Origin of the sequence: Streptomyces coeruleofuscus, assembly GCF_039532725.1 — a bacterium.
Taxonomy (GTDB): Bacteria; Actinomycetota; Actinomycetes; order Streptomycetales; family Streptomycetaceae; genus Streptomyces; species Streptomyces coeruleofuscus.
This window is the reverse complement of record NZ_BAAASE010000001.1, coordinates 486,555-504,479: the sequence shown is the minus strand read 5'-3', so window position 1 is coordinate 504,479 and position 17,925 is coordinate 486,555. Positions and strand designations below refer to the sequence as shown.

General features: G+C 70.8%; 22 protein-coding genes. 12 read left to right on the top strand and 10 right to left on the bottom strand.

Features of this window, described 5'->3' with window-relative positions; all coding sequences use genetic code 11:
- Window positions 1-38: 38 nt before the first annotated feature.
- The 10 genes from ABFX81_RS02150 (at window position 39) to ABFX81_RS02105 (ending at window position 9,235) form a co-directional block, all read left to right on the top strand.
- Entirely contained in the window at window positions 39-1,736 is a 1,698-nt protein-coding gene (locus ABFX81_RS02150) for a nitrite/sulfite reductase (RefSeq protein ID WP_086851624.1), read from the top strand.
- Window positions 1,733-1,912 (top strand): hypothetical protein, encoded by a 180-nt coding sequence (locus ABFX81_RS02145; protein WP_086851626.1) that lies wholly within the window; start codon window positions 1,733-1,735, stop codon window positions 1,910-1,912. Before ABFX81_RS02150 ends, ABFX81_RS02145 begins: the two co-directional genes overlap by 4 nt.
- Complete coding sequence (locus ABFX81_RS02140; protein ID WP_086851628.1) at window positions 1,909-2,619, top strand: phosphoadenylyl-sulfate reductase; 711 nt, start codon at window positions 1,909-1,911, stop codon at window positions 2,617-2,619. Before ABFX81_RS02145 ends, ABFX81_RS02140 begins: the two co-directional genes overlap by 4 nt.
- Window positions 2,620-2,654: 35 nt before the next feature.
- Window positions 2,655-3,191, top strand: coding sequence for an adenylyl-sulfate kinase (cysC, locus tag ABFX81_RS02135; RefSeq protein ID WP_086851630.1), 537 nt, complete (start codon window positions 2,655-2,657; stop codon window positions 3,189-3,191).
- Window positions 3,188-4,123: a sulfate adenylyltransferase subunit CysD gene (gene cysD, locus ABFX81_RS02130; protein WP_086851632.1), complete on the top strand. Its 936-nt coding sequence runs from the start codon at window positions 3,188-3,190 to the stop codon at window positions 4,121-4,123. Before cysC ends, cysD begins: the two co-directional genes overlap by 4 nt.
- Before the next feature lie 2 nt (window positions 4,124-4,125).
- Window positions 4,126-5,460 (top strand): sulfate adenylyltransferase subunit 1, encoded by a 1,335-nt coding sequence (locus ABFX81_RS02125; protein ID WP_086851634.1) that lies wholly within the window; start codon window positions 4,126-4,128, stop codon window positions 5,458-5,460.
- Window positions 5,461-5,676: 216 nt separating this feature from the next.
- Entirely contained in the window at window positions 5,677-6,780 is a 1,104-nt protein-coding gene (locus ABFX81_RS02120; RefSeq protein ID WP_086851638.1) for an aliphatic sulfonate ABC transporter substrate-binding protein, read from the top strand.
- A 36-nt stretch (window positions 6,781-6,816) separates the two neighbouring features.
- Window positions 6,817-7,605: an ATP-binding cassette domain-containing protein gene (locus ABFX81_RS02115; protein ID WP_086851641.1), complete on the top strand. Its 789-nt coding sequence runs from the start codon at window positions 6,817-6,819 to the stop codon at window positions 7,603-7,605.
- Complete coding sequence (locus ABFX81_RS02110) at window positions 7,592-8,488, top strand: ABC transporter permease subunit (protein WP_086851643.1); 897 nt, start codon at window positions 7,592-7,594, stop codon at window positions 8,486-8,488. Before ABFX81_RS02115 ends, ABFX81_RS02110 begins: the two co-directional genes overlap by 14 nt.
- Window positions 8,489-8,494: 6 nt before the next feature.
- Window positions 8,495-9,235 carry a CbiX/SirB N-terminal domain-containing protein gene (locus tag ABFX81_RS02105; RefSeq protein ID WP_086851646.1) on the top strand — a complete coding sequence of 247 codons (741 nt, stop codon included), beginning with the start codon at window positions 8,495-8,497 and terminating at the stop codon, window positions 9,233-9,235.
- Window positions 9,236-9,252: 17 nt separating this feature from the next.
- Here the strand turns inward: ABFX81_RS02105 and ABFX81_RS02100 are convergent, their stop codons facing one another.
- From ABFX81_RS02100 to ABFX81_RS02070, 7 genes are all read right to left on the bottom strand, one after another.
- Window positions 9,253-10,536, bottom strand: a complete 1,284-nt coding sequence (locus ABFX81_RS02100; protein WP_086851648.1) for an MFS transporter — start codon at window positions 10,534-10,536, stop codon at window positions 9,253-9,255.
- Window positions 10,536-11,378 carry a GvpL/GvpF family gas vesicle protein gene (locus ABFX81_RS02095; RefSeq protein WP_086851650.1) on the bottom strand — a complete coding sequence of 281 codons (843 nt, stop codon included), beginning with the start codon at window positions 11,376-11,378 and terminating at the stop codon, window positions 10,536-10,538. The genes ABFX81_RS02100 and ABFX81_RS02095 overlap by 1 nt, the downstream gene beginning before the upstream one ends.
- Complete coding sequence (locus ABFX81_RS02090) at window positions 11,375-11,737, bottom strand: gas vesicle protein GvpJ (protein ID WP_086851652.1); 363 nt, start codon at window positions 11,735-11,737, stop codon at window positions 11,375-11,377. The genes ABFX81_RS02095 and ABFX81_RS02090 overlap by 4 nt, the downstream gene beginning before the upstream one ends.
- Window positions 11,734-11,985, bottom strand: a complete 252-nt coding sequence (locus ABFX81_RS02085; RefSeq protein ID WP_010034286.1) for a gas vesicle protein GvpG — start codon at window positions 11,983-11,985, stop codon at window positions 11,734-11,736. Before ABFX81_RS02085 ends, ABFX81_RS02090 begins: the two co-directional genes overlap by 4 nt.
- Before the next feature lie 2 nt (window positions 11,986-11,987).
- Window positions 11,988-12,707, bottom strand: coding sequence for a GvpL/GvpF family gas vesicle protein (locus ABFX81_RS02080; RefSeq protein ID WP_086851655.1), 720 nt, complete (start codon window positions 12,705-12,707; stop codon window positions 11,988-11,990).
- Complete coding sequence (gene gvpJ / locus ABFX81_RS02075) at window positions 12,704-13,090, bottom strand: gas vesicle protein GvpJ (protein ID WP_279541651.1); 387 nt, start codon at window positions 13,088-13,090, stop codon at window positions 12,704-12,706. The genes ABFX81_RS02080 and gvpJ overlap by 4 nt, the downstream gene beginning before the upstream one ends.
- A gap of 122 nt (window positions 13,091-13,212) precedes the next feature.
- Complete coding sequence (locus tag ABFX81_RS02070; RefSeq protein ID WP_086851657.1) at window positions 13,213-13,509, bottom strand: gas vesicle protein GvpO; 297 nt, start codon at window positions 13,507-13,509, stop codon at window positions 13,213-13,215.
- Window positions 13,510-13,609: 100 nt separating this feature from the next.
- Here ABFX81_RS02070 and ABFX81_RS02065 point away from each other — a divergent pair, with 100 nt between their 5' ends.
- Complete coding sequence (locus ABFX81_RS02065; RefSeq protein WP_086851659.1) at window positions 13,610-14,449, top strand: transglutaminase domain-containing protein; 840 nt, start codon at window positions 13,610-13,612, stop codon at window positions 14,447-14,449.
- Here the strand turns inward: ABFX81_RS02065 and ABFX81_RS02060 are convergent.
- Together ABFX81_RS02060 and ABFX81_RS02055 are read right to left on the bottom strand one after the other, a co-directional pair.
- The gene (locus ABFX81_RS02060; protein ID WP_086851661.1) at window positions 14,446-15,009 is read right to left on the bottom strand and encodes a DUF1697 domain-containing protein; all 564 of its coding nucleotides are present in this window, start codon (window positions 15,007-15,009) and stop codon (window positions 14,446-14,448) included. The two genes, ABFX81_RS02065 and ABFX81_RS02060, sit on opposite strands and share 4 nt — an antisense overlap.
- A 213-nt stretch (window positions 15,010-15,222) precedes the next feature.
- On the bottom strand, window positions 15,223-15,543 hold the full coding sequence (locus ABFX81_RS02055) for a hypothetical protein (RefSeq protein ID WP_086851663.1): 321 nt from the start codon (window positions 15,541-15,543) through the stop codon (window positions 15,223-15,225).
- Between the two features lie 198 nt (window positions 15,544-15,741).
- On the opposite strand from ABFX81_RS02055, the gene ABFX81_RS02050 reads away from it, so the two are divergent.
- On the top strand, window positions 15,742-16,692 hold the full coding sequence (locus ABFX81_RS02050; RefSeq protein ID WP_086851665.1) for a M43 family zinc metalloprotease: 951 nt from the start codon (window positions 15,742-15,744) through the stop codon (window positions 16,690-16,692).
- A 27-nt stretch (window positions 16,693-16,719) separates the two neighbouring features.
- Here ABFX81_RS02050 and ABFX81_RS02045 read toward each other — a convergent pair whose 3' ends face one another.
- The gene (locus ABFX81_RS02045) at window positions 16,720-17,922 is read right to left on the bottom strand and encodes a macrolide-inactivating glycosyltransferase (RefSeq protein ID WP_086851667.1); all 1,203 of its coding nucleotides are present in this window, start codon (window positions 17,920-17,922) and stop codon (window positions 16,720-16,722) included.
- Between the last annotated feature and the right edge of the window lie 3 nt (window positions 17,923-17,925).

Here is a 17,925-nt window from a genome sequence, read left to right as displayed (position 1 = left end):
GAGCCGCTTTCACGCCTGTCCCGAAGGACGTATCAACCATGGCCGCCACCCCGCAGAAGCCTGCCGCCGCGACTCCCCGCCGCAAGGTGAGCCGTCACCGCGGTGAGGGTCAGTGGGCCGCGGGGCACCACACCCCGCTCAACGGCAACGAGCAGTTCAAGAAGGACGACGACGGTCTCAATGTGCGGACACGCATTGAGACGATCTACTCCAAGCGGGGCTTCGACTCGATCGACCCGAACGACCTGCGCGGCCGGATGCGCTGGTGGGGCCTGTACACCCAGCGCCGTCCCGGGATCGACGGCGGCAAGACGGCGGTCCTGGAGCCGGAGGAGCTGGACGACGAGTACTTCATGCTGCGCGTCCGCATCGACGGCGGGGCGCTGACCACCCGGCAGCTGAGGGTCATCGGCGAGATCTCGCAGGAGTTCGCCCGCGGCACCGCCGACATCACCGACCGGCAGAACGTGCAGTACCACTGGATCCGGATCGAGGACGTGCCCGAGATCTGGAACCGGCTGGAGGGCGTCGGGCTGTCCACGGTCACCGCCTGCGGCGACACCCCGCGCGTGATGATCGGCTCGCCCGTCGCCGGCATCGCCGAGGACGAGATCATCGACGGCACCCCGGCGCTGGAGGAGATGAAGCGCCGGGTGCTGAACAACAAGGCGTACTCGAACCTCCCGCGGAAGTTCAAGACGGCCATCTCCGGCTCGCCGGTACTGGACGTCGTGCACGAGATCAACGACGTCGCGTTCGTCGGCGTCGTGCACCCCGAGCACGGCCCGGGCTTCGACGTGTGGGTCGGCGGCGGACTGTCCACCAACCCCAAGCTGGGCGTGCGGCTGGGCGCCTGGGTGCCCGGCGACGAGGTCCCGGACGTCTACGAGGGCGTCATCTCGATCTTCCGTGACTACGGTTACCGGCGGCTGCGCACCCGGGCCCGCCTGAAGTTCCTCGTCGCCGACTGGGGCGCGGAGAAGTTCCGGCAGGTCCTGGAGGACGAGTACCTGGGGCGCAAGCTGGTCGACGGCCCCGCTCCCGAGCAGCCGGTCCAGCAGTGGCGCGACCACATCGGCGTGCACCGGCAGAAGGACGGCCGCTTCTACGTCGGCTTCGCCCCGCGCGTGGGACGCGTCGACGGCGCGACGCTCACGAAGATCGCCGACCTCGCGGAGGCCCACGGCTCGGGCCGGGTGCGCACCACCGTCGAGCAGAAGATGATCGTCCTCGATGTCGAGGAGGACAAGGTCGAGTCGCTCGTCGAGGGCCTGGAGGCGCTCGACCTGACCGCCCGGCCGTCCTCGTTCCGGCGCGGCACCATGGCCTGCACCGGCATCGAGTTCTGCAAGCTGGCCATCGTCGAGACCAAGCAGCGCGGCTCGCAGCTCATCGACGAGCTGGAGCGCCGTCTGCCGGACTTCGAAGAGCCGATCACCATCAACCTCAACGGCTGCCCGAACGCCTGCGCCCGTATCCAGGTGGCGGACATCGGTCTCAAGGGCCAGCTGGTCGTCAACGACAAGGGCGAGCAGGTCGAGGGCTACCAGGTGCACCTGGGCGGCGCGCTCGGCCTGGAGGCGGGCTTCGGCCGCAAGGTGCGCGGCCTGAAGGTCACCTCCGAAGAGCTGCCCGACTACGTCGAGCGCGTCCTGAAGCGGTTCCAGGCGGAGCGCGAGGACGGCGAGCGGTTCGCCACGTGGGCGGCCCGGGCCAGCGAGGAGGCCCTGTCGTGAGCGAACGCGCGGCCCCCTTCTACTGCCCCTACTGCGGTGACGAGGACCTGCGTCCGCACGAGGAGGGCCACGGCGCGTGGGAATGCGCGGCGTGCAACCGAGCCTTTCAGCTGAAGTTCCTCGGGCTCCTGGCCCAGGGACTGAAGCGATCCGACACCGGAGGGGCGAAGACATGACCACGGTTCAGGAACAGCGCACGGCAGAGGAGCTCAAGGCCCTCGCCGAGCAGGCGGGCCGCGACCTGGAGGACGCCTCCGCGCTGGAGATCCTCCAGTGGGCGGCCGAGACGTTCGGCAAGCGCTTCTGCGTGACGTCCTCCATGGAGGACGCGGTCGTCGCCCACCTGGCCTCCCGCGCGATGCCCGGCGTCGACGTCGTCTTCCTCGACACCGGCTACCACTTCGAGGAGACCATCGGCACCCGCGACGCGGTCGACGCCGTGATGGACGTCAACGTCATCACGCTCACGCCGCGCCAGACGGTCGCCGAGCAGGACGCGGAGTTCGGCCCGAAGCTGCACGACCGCAACCCCGACCTGTGCTGCGCCATGCGCAAGGTGGAGCCCTTGGAGCGAGGCCTGAAGGACTACCAGGCCTGGGCGACCGGTCTGCGCCGCGACGAGTCCCCGACCCGGGCGAACACCCCGGTGGTCGGCTGGGACGACAAGCGCCAGAAGGTCAAGATCTCCCCGATCGCCCGCTGGACCCAGGACGACGTGGACGCCTACGTCACCGAACACGGCGTCCTGACGAACCCGCTGCTGATGGACGGCTACGCCTCCGTCGGCTGCGCCCCCTGCACCCGCCGCGTCCTGGAGGGCGAGGACGCGCGCGCCGGCCGCTGGGCCGGCCGCAGCAAGACCGAGTGCGGACTGCACGGATGACGACGCCTCAGACTCAGACGATTCAGGAGACCGACGTGACGACCGGAGCCACCGTCTGGCTCACGGGTCTGCCGAGTGCCGGCAAGACCACCATCGCCCACGAGCTGGCCGGCCGGCTCCGCGCCGAGGGCCACCGCGTCGAGGTGCTCGACGGCGACGAGATCCGCGAGTTCCTCTCCGCGGGCCTCGGCTTCAGCCGCGAGGACCGGCACACCAACGTGCAGCGCATCGGCTTCGTCGCCGAACTGCTCGCCCGCAACGGCGTGCTCGCCCTCGTCCCGGTGATCGCGCCGTACCAGGACAGCCGCGAGGCGGTGCGCAAGCGGCACCAGGCGAACGGCACCGCGTACGTGGAGATCCACGTGGCGACCCCGGTCGAGGTGTGCAGCGAGCGGGACGTGAAGGGCCTGTACGCCAAGCAGGCCGCGGGCGAGCTCACGGGGCTCACCGGGGTCGACGACCCGTACGAGGCACCCGAGTCGCCCGATCTGCGCATCGAGTCGCAGAACCAGACCGTGCAGGAGTCCGCGGCGTCCGTGTACGCCCTGCTGAGCGAAAGGGGACTGGCATGACGACCGCCGCGACGGTTTCCGAGGAGACCGACAGCCCGTACGCGCTCTCCCACCTCGACGCTCTCGAGTCCGAGGCGGTGCACATCTTCCGTGAGGTGGCGGGTGAGTTCGAGCGGCCGGTGATTCTCTTCTCCGGCGGCAAGGACTCGATCGTCATGCTGCATCTGGCGCTGAAGGCCTTCCGGCCGGCGTCGGTGCCGTTCTCACTGCTGCATGTGGACACCGGGCACAACTTCCCCGAGGTCATCGACTACCGGGACCGCACGGTGGCCCGGCACGGACTGCGGCTGCACGTCGCCTCGGTGCAGGACTACATCGACCGGGGTGTGCTCAAGGAGCGCCCGGACGGCACCCGCAACCCGCTCCAGACGGTGCCGCTGACGGAGAAGATCCAGCAGGAGCGTTTCGACGCCGTCTTCGGCGGCGGCCGCCGGGACGAGGAGAAGGCCCGGGCCAAGGAGCGGGTGTTCTCCCTGCGGGACGAGTTCTCGCAGTGGGACCCGCGCCGGCAGCGCCCGGAGCTGTGGAACCTCTACAACGGCCGGCACGCCCCGGGCGAGCACGTCCGCGTCTTCCCGCTGTCCAACTGGACCGAGCTGGACGTGTGGCAGTACATCGCCCGCGAGGGCATCGAGCTGCCGGAGATCTACTACGCGCACGAGCGTGAGGTGTTCCAGCGCGCCGGCATGTGGCTGACGGCCGGTGACTGGGGCGGGCCGAAGGACGGCGAGACCGTGGAGAAGCGCCTGGTGCGCTACCGCACGGTCGGTGACATGTCGTGCACCGGCGCCGTCGACTCCGACGCCGACACGATCGAGAAGGTGATCGTGGAGATCGCCGCTTCCCGGCTGACCGAGCGCGGCGCCACCCGCGCCGACGACAAGATGTCCGAGGCCGCGATGGAAGACCGCAAGCGCGAGGGGTACTTCTAGAGATGAGCACGATCACGACCGAGGAGCTCTCGGCCACCACGCTGCTGCGGTTCGCCACCGCCGGTTCCGTCGACGACGGCAAGTCCACCCTCGTCGGGCGGCTGCTGCACGACTCCAAGTCGGTCCTCACCGACCAGCTGGAAGCCGTGGAGCGCGTCTCCGCCAGCCGGGGCCAGGAGGCGCCGGACCTCGCGCTGCTGACGGACGGTCTGCGGGCCGAGCGGGAGCAGGGCATCACCATCGACGTGGCGTACCGTTACTTCGCCACGCCCCGGCGCCGGTTCATCCTCGCCGACACCCCCGGCCACGTGCAGTACACCCGCAACATGGTCACCGGCGCCTCGACGGCCGAGCTGACGGTCATCCTCGTCGACGCCCGCAACGGGGTGGTCGAGCAGACCCGCCGGCACGCCGCGATCGCCGCCCTGCTGCGTGTCCCGCACGCGGTCCTGGCGGTGAACAAGATGGACCTCGTCGGCTACGACGAGAAGGTGTTCGCTGCGATCGCCGAGGAGTTCACGGCGTACGCGACCGAGCTGGGCGTCCCCGAGGTCACCGCGATCCCGATCTCCGCGCTCGTCGGCGACAACGTCGTGGAGCCTTCCGCGAACATGGACTGGTACGGCGGCCCGACCGTGCTGGAGCACCTGGAGACGGTCCCGGTCGCGCACGACCTGAGCCACTGCCACGCCCGGCTGCCCGTGCAGTACGTGATCCGGCCGCAGAGCGCCGACCACCCCGACTACCGGGGTTACGCCGGGCAGATCGCGGCCGGTTCCTTCCACGTCGGCGAGGCCGTCACCGTGCTGCCGTCGGGCCGCAGCTCGAAGATCTCCGGCATCGACCTGCTGGGCGAGCCGGTCGACGTGGCCTGGACGACGCAGTCGGTGACCCTCCTGCTGGAGGACGACATCGACATCTCGCGCGGCGACCTGATCGTGCCGTCCAAGGACGCGCCCCCGACCACGCAGGACATCGAGGCCACCGTCTGCCACGTCGCCGACGCCCCGCTGACCCTCGGCCACCGGGTCCTGCTGAAGCACGGCACCCGCACGGTCAAGGCGATCGTGAAGGACATCCCGTCCCGTCTCACGCTCGACGACCTGTCCCTGCACCCGCACCCGGGACAGCTCGTCGCCAACGACATCGGCCGGGTGAAGATCCGTACCGCCGAGCCGCTTCCGGTCGACTCCTACGCGGACTCGCGGCGCACCGGCTCGTTCATCCTGATCGACCCCAACGACGGCACGACGCTGACCGCGGGCATGGTCGGCGAGTCCTTCGCCGCCCCCGATCCGGTGAAGGACGAGTCCGAGGACGACGGGTGGGACTTCTGACATGAACTCCCCCGACTTCTACTCCATGTTCGCGAAGGAGGGCGGCCGCGTCGGCAGCGGTGATCTCGGCAGCGGGCAGGGCGGAGTCGCGCGATGTGTGCGCTGACGTACGCGCACCGCTCGCGCGCCCTCACCCCCCACCGCCGTAGACCTGCCGACCTCCCGGCCACGACCTGAGAGACCGTGACCGCCGGGCCTCCGAGAGGAAACCCTCCCGTGCCTGCATCATCCGCTCTGCGCCGATCCTTCGCGGTGCTGGCCGCGCTGCCCCTGCTCACGCTGGCCGCCTGCGGCTACGGCTCCCAGGCCAAGGACGACGGGGCCGCCAAGGTCGCCGCCGGGGCGAAGAAGATCGAGGGTCTCGACACCGTCAAGATCGGTTACTTCGGCAATCTGACCCACGGCACCGCGCTCGTGGGCATGCAGAAGGGCTTCTTCCAGAAGGCGCTCGGCGCCACCAAGGTCGAGCCCGCCGTCTTCAACGCCGGTCCGTCCGAGATCGAGGCGCTGAACTCCCAGTCCATCGACATCGGCTGGATCGGCCCCTCCCCCGCCATCAACGGCTACACCAAGGCGGACGGCAAGAACCTGCGGATCATCGGCGGCTCGGCGTCCGGCGGCGTGAAGCTCGTCGTCAACCCGGACAAGATCAAGTCGCTCAAGGACGTCAAGGGCAAGCGGATCGCGACGCCGCAGCTCGGAAACACGCAGGACGTGGCGTTCCTGAACTGGGCCGCGGAGCAGGGCTGGAAGGTCGACCCGCAGAGCGGCAAGGGCGACGTCACGGTCGTCCGCAGTGACAACAAGGTCACCCCGGACGCCTACAAGGCCGGGTCCGTGGACGGCGCCTGGGTGCCGGAGCCGACCGCCTCGAAGCTGGTCTCCGAGGGCGGCAAGGTCCTCCTCGACGAGGCGTCGCTGTGGCCGGACAAGAAGTTCGTGATCACGAACATCATCGTGCGGCAGGAGTTCCTCGAGGAACACCCGAAGGTCGTCGAGGCCGTGCTGAAGGGCTCGGTCGAGACCAACAAGTGGATCAACGCCAACCCGGACGCGGCGAAGGAAGCGGCGAACCAGCTGCTGGAGCAGGAAACCGGCAAGGCGCTGCCCGCCGAAGTGCTCGACCCGGCCTGGAAGTCGATCCGGTTCACCGACGACCCGCTGGCCTCCACCCTCAACACCGAGGCCGAGCACGCCGTGAAGGCCGGGCTGCTGGAGAAGCCGAACCTGACAGGCATCTACGACCTCGCGCCGCTGAACAAGGTCCTCAAGGCCGAGGGCGAGCCCACGGTCGACGACGCCGGTCTCGGCGTCAAGTAAGCCCGCATCCCGCCCCGTTCCCAGGAGGTGACGACCATGGCCACGACCCTCGCCAAGGCCGCCGACGGCACCGAGACGGCCACCCACGCCGCCCGGATCGCCCATGTCTCGAAGTCGTTCCCGGGCCCCGCCGGACAGCAGCTCGTCCTGGACGACATCACCCTCGATGTCGCCCCCGGCGAGTTCGTCACCCTCCTGGGGGCCTCGGGCTGCGGCAAGTCCACCCTGCTCAACCTGGTCGCCGGACTGGACCGGCCCTCGGCCGGCGACATCACCACCGACGGCCGCCCCGCGCTGATGTTCCAGGAACACGCGCTGTTCCCCTGGCTGACCGCGGGCAAGAACATCGAACTCGCCCTGAAGCTCAGGGGCGTGCCGAAGGCGGAGCGCCGGGACCGGGCCGAGGAACTGCTCGAACTCGTCCGGCTCAAGGGCGCCCACCGCAAGCGGGTGCACGAACTGTCCGGCGGTATGCGCCAGCGCGTCGCGCTGGCCCGCGCGCTCGCCCAGGAGAGCAGGCTCCTGCTGATGGACGAGCCGTTCGCCGCGCTGGACGCCATCACCCGCGATGTGCTGCACGACGAGCTGACCCGCATCTGGCGCGAGACGCAGGTGTCCGTCCTGTTCGTCACGCACAACGTGCGCGAGGCCGTCCGGCTCGCCCAGCGCGTGGTGCTGCTGTCCTCCCGCCCGGGCCGCATCGCCCGCGAGTGGACCGTCGACATCGAGCACCCGCGCCGCATCGAGGACACCGCCGTGGCGGAGCTGTCCGTCGAGATCACCGAACAACTGCGTGGGGAGATCCGCCGTCATGGCCAGCACTGATTCGACGACCGTCGCCAAGGACGGCAGCGACCTCGCCGGACTTGAAGCCGGCCTGGACGCGCTGGAGACGGTGCAGACCAGCCGCAAGCCGTTCCGGCAGACCTTCGTGGAGAAGATCCTGCCGCCCGTCATCGCCGTCGCCCTCGTCCTGGCGGTCTGGCAGGCCCTGGTGTCGTTCAAGGTCGTCGACGACCCCACCAAGCTGCCCGCGCCGTCAGCGGTGTGGGACGTCGTCCACACCGCATGGCTCCAGGGCGAACTGCTCGGCTACATCTGGACCAGCGTCTCGCGCGGCCTGCTCGGCTTCTGCTTCGCCCTGATCATCGGTACCCCCCTGGGCCTGCTCGTGGCCCGCGTGAAGTTCATCCGCGCGGCCCTCGGCCCGATCCTGTCCGGCCTCCAGTCCCTGCCCTCGGTCGCCTGGGTCCCCCCGGCGGTCATCTGGCTGGGACTGAACAACTCGATGATGTACGCGGTGATCCTGCTCGGCGCGGTCCCCTCGATCGCCAACGGCCTCGTCTCGGGCGTCGACCAGGTGTCGCCGCTGTTCCTGCGCGCGGGCCGCACCCTGGGCGCGACCGGCCTGAAGCACACCTGGCACATCGTCCTCCCGGCCGCCCTGCCCGGTTACGTCGCCGGTCTGAAGCAGGGCTGGGCCTTCTCCTGGCGCTCCCTGATGGCCGCCGAGATCATCGCCTCCTTCCCCGACCTCGGCGTCGGCCTCGGCCAGCTCCTGGAGAACGGCCGCAACGCCAGCGACATGGCCATGGTCTTCGAAGCGATCCTCCTCATCCTCGTCGTGGGCATCGCCATCGACCTGCTCATCTTCAGCCCGCTGGAGCGATGGGTACTGCGCAACCGCGGCCTGCTGGTGAAGAGCTGAAGCCCCATGACCCATACGCCTGTTCTCCTCGTCATCGCCCACGGCAGCCGCGACCCGCGGCACGCCGCGACGGTGCACGCCCTGGTACGCCGGATCCGCTCCCTGCGTCCCGACGTACGCGTCGAGACAGGCTTCCTGGACTTCAACGTGCCCTCGGTGCAGGGGGTACTGGAGTCCCTGGCGGTCCAGGGCGTCCGTGACGTCGTGGCCCTGCCCCTCCTGCTGACCCGGGCGTTCCACGCGAAGGCGGACATCCCGGCGGTCCTCGCGGACGCTCCCCCGCAGCTCCGAATCCGCCAGGCGGAGGTCCTGGGGCCGTCGCCCCTGTTGCTGTCCGCCCTGGAGCGACGTCTGTACGAGGCGGGTCTGTCCCCCGCCGACAAGCCCTCGACCGGGGTCGTACTGGCCTCGGCGGGGTCCACCGACCCGGAGGCGATCGCAGTGATCGCAGAAATCGCGCGGGAGTGGCGGCACACCGGTTGGTGCGCCGTGCGACCTGCGTTCGCCTCCGCATCTCTGCCCCGCACGGTGGACGCCGTCCGGGAACTCCGCGCCCTCGGCTGCTCCCGGGTGGCCGTCGCCCCCTACGTCCTCGCCCCCGGCTTCCTCCCGGACCGCATCGCCCGGGGCGCGGCGGAGGCGGACGTCCTGGCGGATGTGCTGGGGCCGGCGCCGGAGGTGGCCCGGGTGGTGCTGGAGCGGTACGAGGCGGCCCGGATGCCGCAGTTGGCGGCTGTCAGCGCCTGAACGGCACGGGCTCCCGGTCACCTCGGCTGCTCGGGCCCCTCGGCGTGCACTTGTTCCGGTTCGTGAGTCCGCGGAAGGTCGCGTTCGCGGCGCATCGGGCTCATGACGAGGACGAGCCAGGAGAGCGCGACGACACCCGTCATGATCCCCATGGCCGTCCGGTACCCGACCGCGTCGCCGAGCACACCGCCGAGCAGGGAACCGAGCGGGATGGTGCTGTGGTTGATCACCATGGCCGTCGCGACGACCCGGCCGAGCATCCGCGGCGGGCAGTAGGTCTGCCGGAAGCTGCCGACCACGATGTTGGCCACGGAGACGCCGATGCCGACGAGGAAGGCGCCCGTGGCGAACAGCAGCAGCCCCGGCCCCGCCGTGGTCATGGGCAGCAGCAGCGCGAACGGCGCGGTGGCCACCTGGAGGAGCAGCAGCCCGCGCGCGGTGCCGAACCGCCGGCTGACCCTGCCGGCCACCAGGGCACCGACGATGCCGCCCGTGCTGCCGCTGGTCAGCAGCAGTCCGACCATGGCCGGGTTCAGTCCGACGGTGCGCACGAGGAACACGACCTGGACCGCCTGGTAGCCCATCAACGCCATGTTGATCAGGGCGCCCCAGGTGACCATCGGCCGCAGGTACCGGTCCCGGCCCACGAAGCGGAGTCCTTCGGTGATCTGCCGTCGGTGGGGGACGGGTGCCTCGTCGGGAGCACGGTCCGGCTCGACCGCCCTGATCCGCTTCAGGCAGACGGCGGAGACGAGGAACGTCGCCGCGTCGGCCACGAGCGCGGTGACCGCGCCGAACGCCTGGGCGAGCAGCCCCGCCGCCCCCGGCCCGGCGACCTGGGTGGCGGCCTCGCTGCCCTGGAGCTTGGCGTTGCCCTCCAGGAGGTCGCGTCCGTCGAGCACGATCGGGATGTACGAGTGGTAGGCGGTGTTGAAGCACACCGCCGCGGTCCCGCAGATCGAGGCGGCGACGACCATGTGCGGGAAGGTGAGCACGTCGAGCGAGGCCGCCAGCGGAATGCTCAGCAGCGTCGCGGCGGAGACCAGATCGCAGGTGATCATCAGCGGGCGTTTGCGCATCCGGTCCGCCCAGGCGCCCACCGGCAGGCCCACCAGCAGCCAGGGCAGCCACACCGCTGCGGCGATCAGGCCGACGGCGGTGGAGCCGGCGTCCAGCACCACGACCGCGATCAGTGGCAGCGCCACCGCGGTGATGCTGTTGCCCAACCCGCTCACGGTCTCGCCTGTCCAGAGCAGGCGGAAGTCCCGGCGGGCGGAGGGGACTTGCCCGGGTGGAGTCATCAGAGCAGGCTACTGGAGGGGCCCGGCACCGGTTCCGGCTGGAGTGCGAAGGAGTAAGGGGCCCAGGGCCCGGTGACTTCGACGCGGAGGCCGGGGATGCCCTCGGCGGCCGCCAGTACGCCGCTGCGGAAGGCGTCGACGCGGTCGGCGGGGACGAGGTACGCGTCGTTGCCGAGGTTGGTGCCGGGGGCCGGGCCCGCGAGGCTCCCGCGTTGCGGGGTGTGTGCGACGCGGTCGACGGCCAGAGTGCCGGCCGTCCGGGTGACGTGTGCGGCGGCCTGGGCGACCGTGCGCCAGGCTTCCTCGTTCCTGCGCTCTCTGCGGCGGCGGATCGCCAGGTAGGCGCGGCCCACGCCGACTCCGAGGCCGGTGGGCGTCGCCTGCCCGGTGCCGGTGTCCGGCTCGGGTGGGGTGATGTCGGGTGCGGCGTAGACCTTGACGCCGAGTTCGACGTGGCCCGTGAGGCGGTCCAGGAGGGACAGGAAGTAGGCGCGGCGGGTGTCGAGGGCCTGCCGGGCGTGGTCCTCGTCGGGGTAGACGGTGGCCAGACGGAGGGGCAGGACGGCGGTGCCGCAGGCGACGAGCGCGCCGACCACGGCGTGGTGGGACCGGACCGTGGACTCCAGCCAGTCCAGGTCGTCGAGGTGGGCCTTGAGGGGTGCCTCGTCGTAGTCGGCGGCCGGGACGGGGCCGACGGCGAAGGCCAGTGGTGAGGCGGGGTCCGTGGGCTCCAGCAGGTGGACCGGGTCGCCGGCGACACCGCGCAGGTCCGCCACCGCCACGGCGGCCTCGGGCGTGCGGCGCAGGACCGCGTAGGCGTAGACGAGGTTCGGGTCGGTCATGGCTCCGGTCTCCTGTCGGCCGCCTTGAGGGCGGCGATCTCGGCGCGCAGGCGCTCGTTCTCGTCGGCCAGGGACCGCTCGGGGCGGGCGGCCCGGGAGGAGAGGGAGGGGTCGTGTTCCCACCAGTCGATGCCCATCTCCTTCGCCTTGTCGACGGAGGCGACGAGCAGGCGCAGTTTGATGGTGAGCAGTTCGATGTCGAGCAGGTTGATCCGGATGTCGCCGGCGATGACCACGCCCTTGTCGAGGACGCGTTCGAGGATGTCGGCGAGGTTGGCGCTCTGGGCGCCGGGCCCGTGGTCGTAGGGGGAGGGAGGACGGGGCGGTCCGGTGAGTCCGCCTGCTGCCGGATGGGTCATGGTCGGGGGGCTCGTCTCCGGGCGTCGATCTCGTCGAGTCGGTCCAGCAGTTCGTCTTCGCGGCGGTCGTACTCGTCCTCGTCGACGCGCCCTTCCAGCAGGGCCCGCTCCAGGTCGACGAGGGCCTGCCGGACGGGAGCCGGGTCGTAGTACTGCGCCTCGGCGGCCGCCTGTAGCTGCTCGGCGGCCCAGAGGGTGGTGCGCAGGGGCGCGAGTGGGAGGGTGAGGATGCCGGTGAGCAGGCCCATGGTCAGGCGGCGAAGCTGTAGGGGGGCAGTGGGCCGCGCAGCCGGAAGTCGTAGGCGTCGCCGTAGTCGTGGGCCAGGCGCCGGCCGGCGGTGGTGAACTCGTCGGCGCGGGCGTGTTCGACGAGGAACGACACATTGAGGAAGTCGTCCTTGGACGGGTCCGCCACGACGCTGGACCTGGCCAGTGCGGACAGCCGCCCGACGATCTCGTCGGCCTGCCGCCGCTGCCGGGCGTCGACCTGCCGGGCGACCAGTTCACCGAGGGCGAGGCGGTCCTCGTAGCTGCCGGTGCCGTCGCGGGTGGACCGGTTGAGCCGGCGGGCCTCCTCGGACGTGTCGAGCACCTCGCGCAGCAGGTCGTCCTGGTCGCGGGCGGCCTTGAGGTTGTACTCGGCGGTGCCGTGCAGTTCGCCGAGCCTGCGGGCGTAGTCCTGGCCCCGCTCCTGGAGGGCCGTTCTGACGGCGGTGTCGTCGGGGGCGAGCAGGCCGAACCTCATGGGCAGGACCGATCCGTCGGCCATCAGCCGTTCCTGGAGTTCCTGGTGGGCGGCTAGGTCGCGCCGTTTTGGACGCAGGTCGGGGGGTGCGGGGCTGACCACGGCGGCGAGCGGGCCGTGGACGACGACGCGCGGCGGGTCGTCGGTCCCGCCGACGGTACGCAGGCCGTCGAGCCGCAGGGGGTGGTCGGAGCGGGTGACGGCGTAGACGTAGACGCCGCTCACCGCTCTTCCTCCCTGGCGTCCTTGTCGTCGCGGTCGAAGATGTCGCCGATCGCGTCGATGGCGCCGCCGATCGCGCCGCCGGTCTTGCCCCGGGCGCCGCTCTCGACGAGGTTGCCGACGATGTCGGTGAGCTTGTCGGGGGCCTTGCGGCCGGCCTCCAGATCGAGGCGGTTGCAGGCCTCCGCGAAGCGGAGGTAGGTGTCGACGCTGGCGATGACGATCCGTATGTCGATCTTCAGGATCTCGATGCCGACCAGGGAGACACGGACGAACACGTCGATCACGAGCCCGCGGTCCAGGATCAGTTCGAGGATGTCGAAGAGGCCGCCGGTCCCCGACCCGCTGGAAGTGGCGGCGGGTTGCATCCCGCCGGTCTGCGTCATGACGGTCACGGTGCGATTCCTCTCGCGAGACTCGTTCTCGTGCCGCCCGTAGGTACGGGGGCGGCGGCGGGCGTGTTCACGCAAACACCGAAACGGGTCCCAGCGGGGTGAGGAACCGGGTGCTACCGCCCTCGGTCGAGCTGGCCGCGGGCGTACCGGCGTACCCGTTCGTAGCCTAGGAGCCGGCCCTCCGGGTCGAGGGTGACCCGGTAGGTCGCCATGATGGTCATGGTGTCGGGGACCCGCTCCAGCTCCACGACCTCCACGTCGGCCGTCCAGCCGTCGGGCGTCGGGCGGACGGCGGTGACGGAGTCGGGGGCCGTGCCGAGCAGTTCGGCGAGTTGCGCCGCCGCGCCGCGCATGGCCTGTACGGCCGTCGTACGACCGGAGGGGGTGGCCTGGTCATCGGTGCTCGTCATGGTCCTACCGTGCCAAGGCCCCGGTTCGCGTGGGGGTGATTCGGCCAAACCGTCCGCTGCCGTTGACCTTGCCCCTGGGGCAGGGGTGAGAGTCCGGGGCATGGACACCTATCTGGGACAGACGCCCTACAGCGACCCCGGTGACCTGGACACGAGCGGCCTGCCGCGTGACCCGGGGGAACTCGCCGGGCTGGTACGGAACGTGATCATCCATCGGGGTGAGGGACAGCGGTTCGGATACTCCGTTCCCGAGGCGCGGCTGCACCACGACGCCGAGTCGCGCTACGTCACGGAGATCCTGAGGATCCTGCGGGAGCGCGGTGACGCGCCGCTCACCGAAGAGCGGGCGCCGCGGGAGCGGTTCGTGGGCACGTGCCGGGACTTCTCGCTGCTGCTGTGCACGCTGCTGCGGGCGACGGGGACGCCCGCGCGGCTGCGCTGCGGCTTCGCGGCGTACTTCGTCGACGGTTTCCACGAGGACCACTGGGTGACCGAGTACCGCACGCCGCGGGGGCGGTGGCGCCTGGCCGACGCGCAGGTCCACCAGGGGTACGACGTGCCGTTCGACCCCATGGACGTGCCGAGGGACCGGTTCCTCGTGGCCGGGAAGGCCTGGCGGGCCTGCCGCGAGGGGCGGGCGGATCCGATGGACTTCGGGCTCAGCGGCGTCGACCGGCTGCGGGGGCTGTGGTTCGTGTGGGGCAACGTGGTGCGCGACCTGGCCGCCGTCAACGGCGTCGAACTGCTCCCCTGGGACGGCTGGGGTCCGCAGTTCCTCGGCCGGGCGCCGCTGAGCGAGCAGGAACTGGCGGCGGCCGACGCGGTCGGCTCCCAGGACCTGGCCCGGCCCTACCAGGATCCGCGACTGGCCGTCCCGGCCGAGATCACGTCGTACACGCCCTACCTCGGCGACCGGACGGTCACTCTTGCCGGTCGCTAGCCGGCGTGGTGTTCAGGCCCCGTCAGCTCCACCAGCTTGACGACGGTGTTCCAGTTGCGGGTCGTGGCGATGACGCCCTTGTTGATGCGCGGCTTCGCGAGGTGTTCGGCCAGCTTGGAGCGGCCCAGGCCGTTCGGCGCGTACAGGTACAGGGCGCGATCGCCGAGGCGGAACTCCTCGGGGAGATAGGCGGAATGGTCGATCTCCGCGAAGCGATCGGGGGTCACGGGGGCGGAGAAGTAGGTGACGTGGAGTTGCTTGGGCTCCAGGTCGGCGGCCGGGAAGGGGCAGGCGTCGGCGATCGCCTTCAGATAGGCGTGGTCGCGCACGATCACGTCGACGCCGAACCCGAAGTGCTTCTCGATGGTGTGCGTGATCTCGGCGGCGAGCGACTCCTCGTCGCCGTGTCCGGAGGCGAACACGGCCTGGCCGCTCTGGAGGTACGTCCGTACGTCCTCGTAGCCGAGGCCCGCCAGGAGGGTGCGCAGGTCCGCCATCGGGACCTTTCTGCTGCCGCCCACGTTGATTCCGCGCAACAGCGCCGCGTACGTCGTCGTCATCCGCTCACCATAAGGCGGTCACACGCCACAAGGCGGCCGTCGTGCCCCGTGGGGGTGGGCACGACGGCCGGTGGGCGGCTGCCCGAGCCCCGTAAATTACTCACCGGTCACCGCGGGGCACAACCTTCTGCCCAGGATCCACACACCCGAGGAGACCGATGGTCGTACGGGACCGAGGTCCTTCCGGTGGGGCGGCAGAATCGGCGAACCCTGTCAGCCGGTGAGCCGCCGCAGGTGCAGCACGTCCTGGTCGCAGCGGAGGATCTCCAGCTCCCGGTCCGGGCGAGCACCCCCGAACGTGAGCACGAGGTGACGGTCCGAGACGAGCCGCCAGCGGCCGGGCACGGCGTCAGGAGCGTCACCGCGCCCCAGCGGGTGGTCGACGAAGGTGCCGTCGGGCGCGAACTCCATGCCGCGCCGCCCGCGCGCCGGCGGGAACGGATGGTCGTCCGGCCGGTACACCCGCACGTCCTCGTGGTCCTCCTCGTAGGAATGGACCCACGAGCGGAACAGGCCCGACGGGGGCTCACTCATGATCGGGCCACCTCACTCACTCACAGCCGTCCAAATTGCCGGTCTTATACCTGAGTGGCTAGGATTATCAGTGTATGGGTTCGGAGGGAACGGGCAACCGACCGCTCCCGCCGGCGTCGCCCGGCCCTCGCAGCGCATGTCACACGCGCCCTTCCGCAGCCGCGTCCGCGGCACACCCCCAGCCCCCGAGGGACAGTCATGTCCGATGCGCAGTCCTACCATCGCGTCACTTCCGCCGACTACAGCCGCTGGTGCGGCGCCATGGAGGTGCACCGCAGACTCCTCACCCTGAACCCCGAGTACGCCGAGAACCGCGCCCAGATCGAGAACGCCGCGTTCGCCTACGAGCACTTGGAGACGGCCACCGCCCGGCAGAGCCTCGTGGACATCCCCGTGGTCGTGCACGTCGTGCACAACACCCCCGAGCAGAACGTCAGCGACGCCCAGATCCACAGTCAGATCGAGGTGCTCAACCAGGACTTCCGCGCGAGCAACCCGGACGTCGACAAGGTCCCCGGGGCCTGGCAGGACCTCGTGGCCGACGCGCGCATCCAGTTCCACCTCGCCCGGACCGACCCGCTGGGCCGCCCCACCAACGGCATCACGAGGACGCCGACCTCGACTCCGGACTGGGACACGGACGACCTGGTCAAGTTCAGCCTGAGCGGCGGCCACGACGCCTGGCCCGCGGACGTCTACCTCAACCTCTGGGTCTGCCGGCTGCGTCGCGGGCTGCTGGGCTACGCCCAGTTCCCCGGCGGGGCCGCCTCCACGGACGGAGTGGTCGTCACGCACACCGGTTTCGGGACCACCGGCACCGCCACCGCGCCCTTCGACGGCGGCCGCACCGCCGTGCACGAGATCGGGCACTGGCTGAACCTGCGGCACATCTGGGGCGACGACGACGAGGGGTGCAGCGGCAGCGACTTCGTGGCGGACACCCCCAACCAGGGCGGCCCGAACACGGGTTCACCCGGCTTCCCCCATGTGTCGTGCGGCAACGGGCCGAACGGCGACATGTTCATGAACTACATGGACTACACGGACGACGCCGCGATGTTCATGTTCACCAAGGGCCAGTCGGCGCGCATGGACGCCGCTCTCGACCACGCCCGCATGACCCTCACCCGCCAGGCCGTCACGGTGTGACGGACGGGCGGGTGACGGCCGCCTCAACTAACCCCGGTCGGCGGTCAGTTCGGCCTCGATGAGGTCGGCCGCGCGCCGGGTGCCGCCCTCCCGGGCCGTCTCCGCCTGGATCTCCTTCAGGCGGCGGGCGACCTCCGGGTCGTCGACGAGGGCGAGGGCCGCCTCGCGGAGCGTCTCGCCGGTCGCCTCCTCCGTGGGGAGGCACCGGGCGACACCGAGGCTCTGGAGCATCTCCGCGTTGCCGAACTGGTCCACGGCCTGCGGTACGGCGATCATCGGCGTGGCCGTGGCCAAGCCCTCCTGGCTGCCGCCCGCGCCGGCGTGCGTCACGAACAGGTCGGCCTGCTTCAGGATCGCCAACTGCGGCACCCAGGAGCGCACCTCGACGTTCGCGGGGACCTCCCCGAGCTCGGCCGGGTCGATGTGCTTGCCGACCGAGAGCACCAGGTGCCAGCCGGGCAGGTCGCCGAACGCCTTGACGCACTCCCGGTAGAAGCCGGGCTGCTTGGTGAAGGCGGACCCGAGCGAGACGAGCGCGACCTTCTCGGCACCGGCCGGCCGCTGCCAGTCGCCCTCGGCACCCCGGTCGCCCTGGCAGGCGCCGACGAAGGAGTACACGCTCTCGTCGACCCGGTCCGCGTTCGGCTGGAGGGCCTTGGGGATCAGGACGATCGAGCGGTCGGGCCGGCCCCCGAACGCATCGGGGTGCAGGGTGATCCCGTTCTCCTCCAGCCAGGCGTGGAAGCGGGCGTAGTAGGCCCGGCCGCGCTCGGTCTTCTTCGGCTCCTCCCACATGGGCTCGGCGACCTCCTTCTCGTACCCCTCCCAGGCGACCATGGCCGGTGACAGGGAGACGGCCGGCACGCCCCAGCGGTGGGCCAGGACGCGGGCCGGGTAGGAGGCGATGTCGTGCAGGACGAGGTCCGGCTCGTCACCCTCGTACGCCTCGATCAGCTGCGGGAGGGCCTGGATCGCGTCGTCGAGGAACGGCTCCACGTTGTCCAGCAGTGTGCTCCCCCAGGCCTCCGGGTCGTCGTCGGGCGAGGGCAGCGTCGAGGTCCAGGGCTTCACCTCGGCGCCCGTCTCCGCGACCTTCTCCGCGAAGACCGGCGGGATCGCGTACGTCACGCGGTGGCCGCGCGCCACGAGCTCGCGGATCACCTCCAGACTCGGGTTCACGTGGCCGTGGGCGGCGATGGAGAACATGGCGATGTGTGCGCGACTGGTCATGCG

Excerpts from the sequence above, each read along its gene's own strand:
- ABFX81_RS02055 (WP_086851663.1), bottom strand. The coding sequence starts at position 15,543 with ATGAGTGAGCCCCCGTCGGGCCTGTTCCGCTCGTGGGTCCATTCCTAC.
- ABFX81_RS02050 (WP_086851665.1), top strand. The coding sequence starts at position 15,742 with ATGTCCGATGCGCAGTCCTACCATCGCGTCACTTCCGCCGACTACAGC.
- ABFX81_RS02110 (WP_086851643.1), top strand. The coding sequence starts at position 7,592 with ATGGCCAGCACTGATTCGACGACCGTCGCCAAGGACGGCAGCGACCTC.
- gvpJ (WP_279541651.1), bottom strand. The coding sequence starts at position 13,090 with ATGACGCAGACCGGCGGGATGCAACCCGCCGCCACTTCCAGCGGGTCG.
- ABFX81_RS02125 (WP_086851634.1), top strand. The coding sequence starts at position 4,126 with ATGAGCACGATCACGACCGAGGAGCTCTCGGCCACCACGCTGCTGCGG.
- ABFX81_RS02090 (WP_086851652.1), bottom strand. The coding sequence starts at position 11,737 with ATGACCCATCCGGCAGCAGGCGGACTCACCGGACCGCCCCGTCCTCCC.
- ABFX81_RS02085 (WP_010034286.1), bottom strand. The coding sequence starts at position 11,985 with ATGGGCCTGCTCACCGGCATCCTCACCCTCCCACTCGCGCCCCTGCGC.
- ABFX81_RS02070 (WP_086851657.1), bottom strand. The coding sequence starts at position 13,509 with ATGACGAGCACCGATGACCAGGCCACCCCCTCCGGTCGTACGACGGCC.
- cysD (WP_086851632.1), top strand. The coding sequence starts at position 3,188 with ATGACGACCGCCGCGACGGTTTCCGAGGAGACCGACAGCCCGTACGCG.
- ABFX81_RS02115 (WP_086851641.1), top strand. The coding sequence starts at position 6,817 with ATGGCCACGACCCTCGCCAAGGCCGCCGACGGCACCGAGACGGCCACC.
- ABFX81_RS02060 (WP_086851661.1), bottom strand. The coding sequence starts at position 15,009 with ATGACGACGACGTACGCGGCGCTGTTGCGCGGAATCAACGTGGGCGGC.
- ABFX81_RS02150 (WP_086851624.1), top strand. The coding sequence starts at position 39 with ATGGCCGCCACCCCGCAGAAGCCTGCCGCCGCGACTCCCCGCCGCAAG.
- ABFX81_RS02065 (WP_086851659.1), top strand. The coding sequence starts at position 13,610 with ATGGACACCTATCTGGGACAGACGCCCTACAGCGACCCCGGTGACCTG.
- ABFX81_RS02045 (WP_086851667.1), bottom strand. The coding sequence starts at position 17,922 with ATGACCAGTCGCGCACACATCGCCATGTTCTCCATCGCCGCCCACGGC.
- ABFX81_RS02105 (WP_086851646.1), top strand. The coding sequence starts at position 8,495 with ATGACCCATACGCCTGTTCTCCTCGTCATCGCCCACGGCAGCCGCGAC.
- ABFX81_RS02140 (WP_086851628.1), top strand. The coding sequence starts at position 1,909 with ATGACCACGGTTCAGGAACAGCGCACGGCAGAGGAGCTCAAGGCCCTC.
- ABFX81_RS02100 (WP_086851648.1), bottom strand. The coding sequence starts at position 10,536 with ATGACTCCACCCGGGCAAGTCCCCTCCGCCCGCCGGGACTTCCGCCTG.
- ABFX81_RS02095 (WP_086851650.1), bottom strand. The coding sequence starts at position 11,378 with ATGACCGACCCGAACCTCGTCTACGCCTACGCGGTCCTGCGCCGCACG.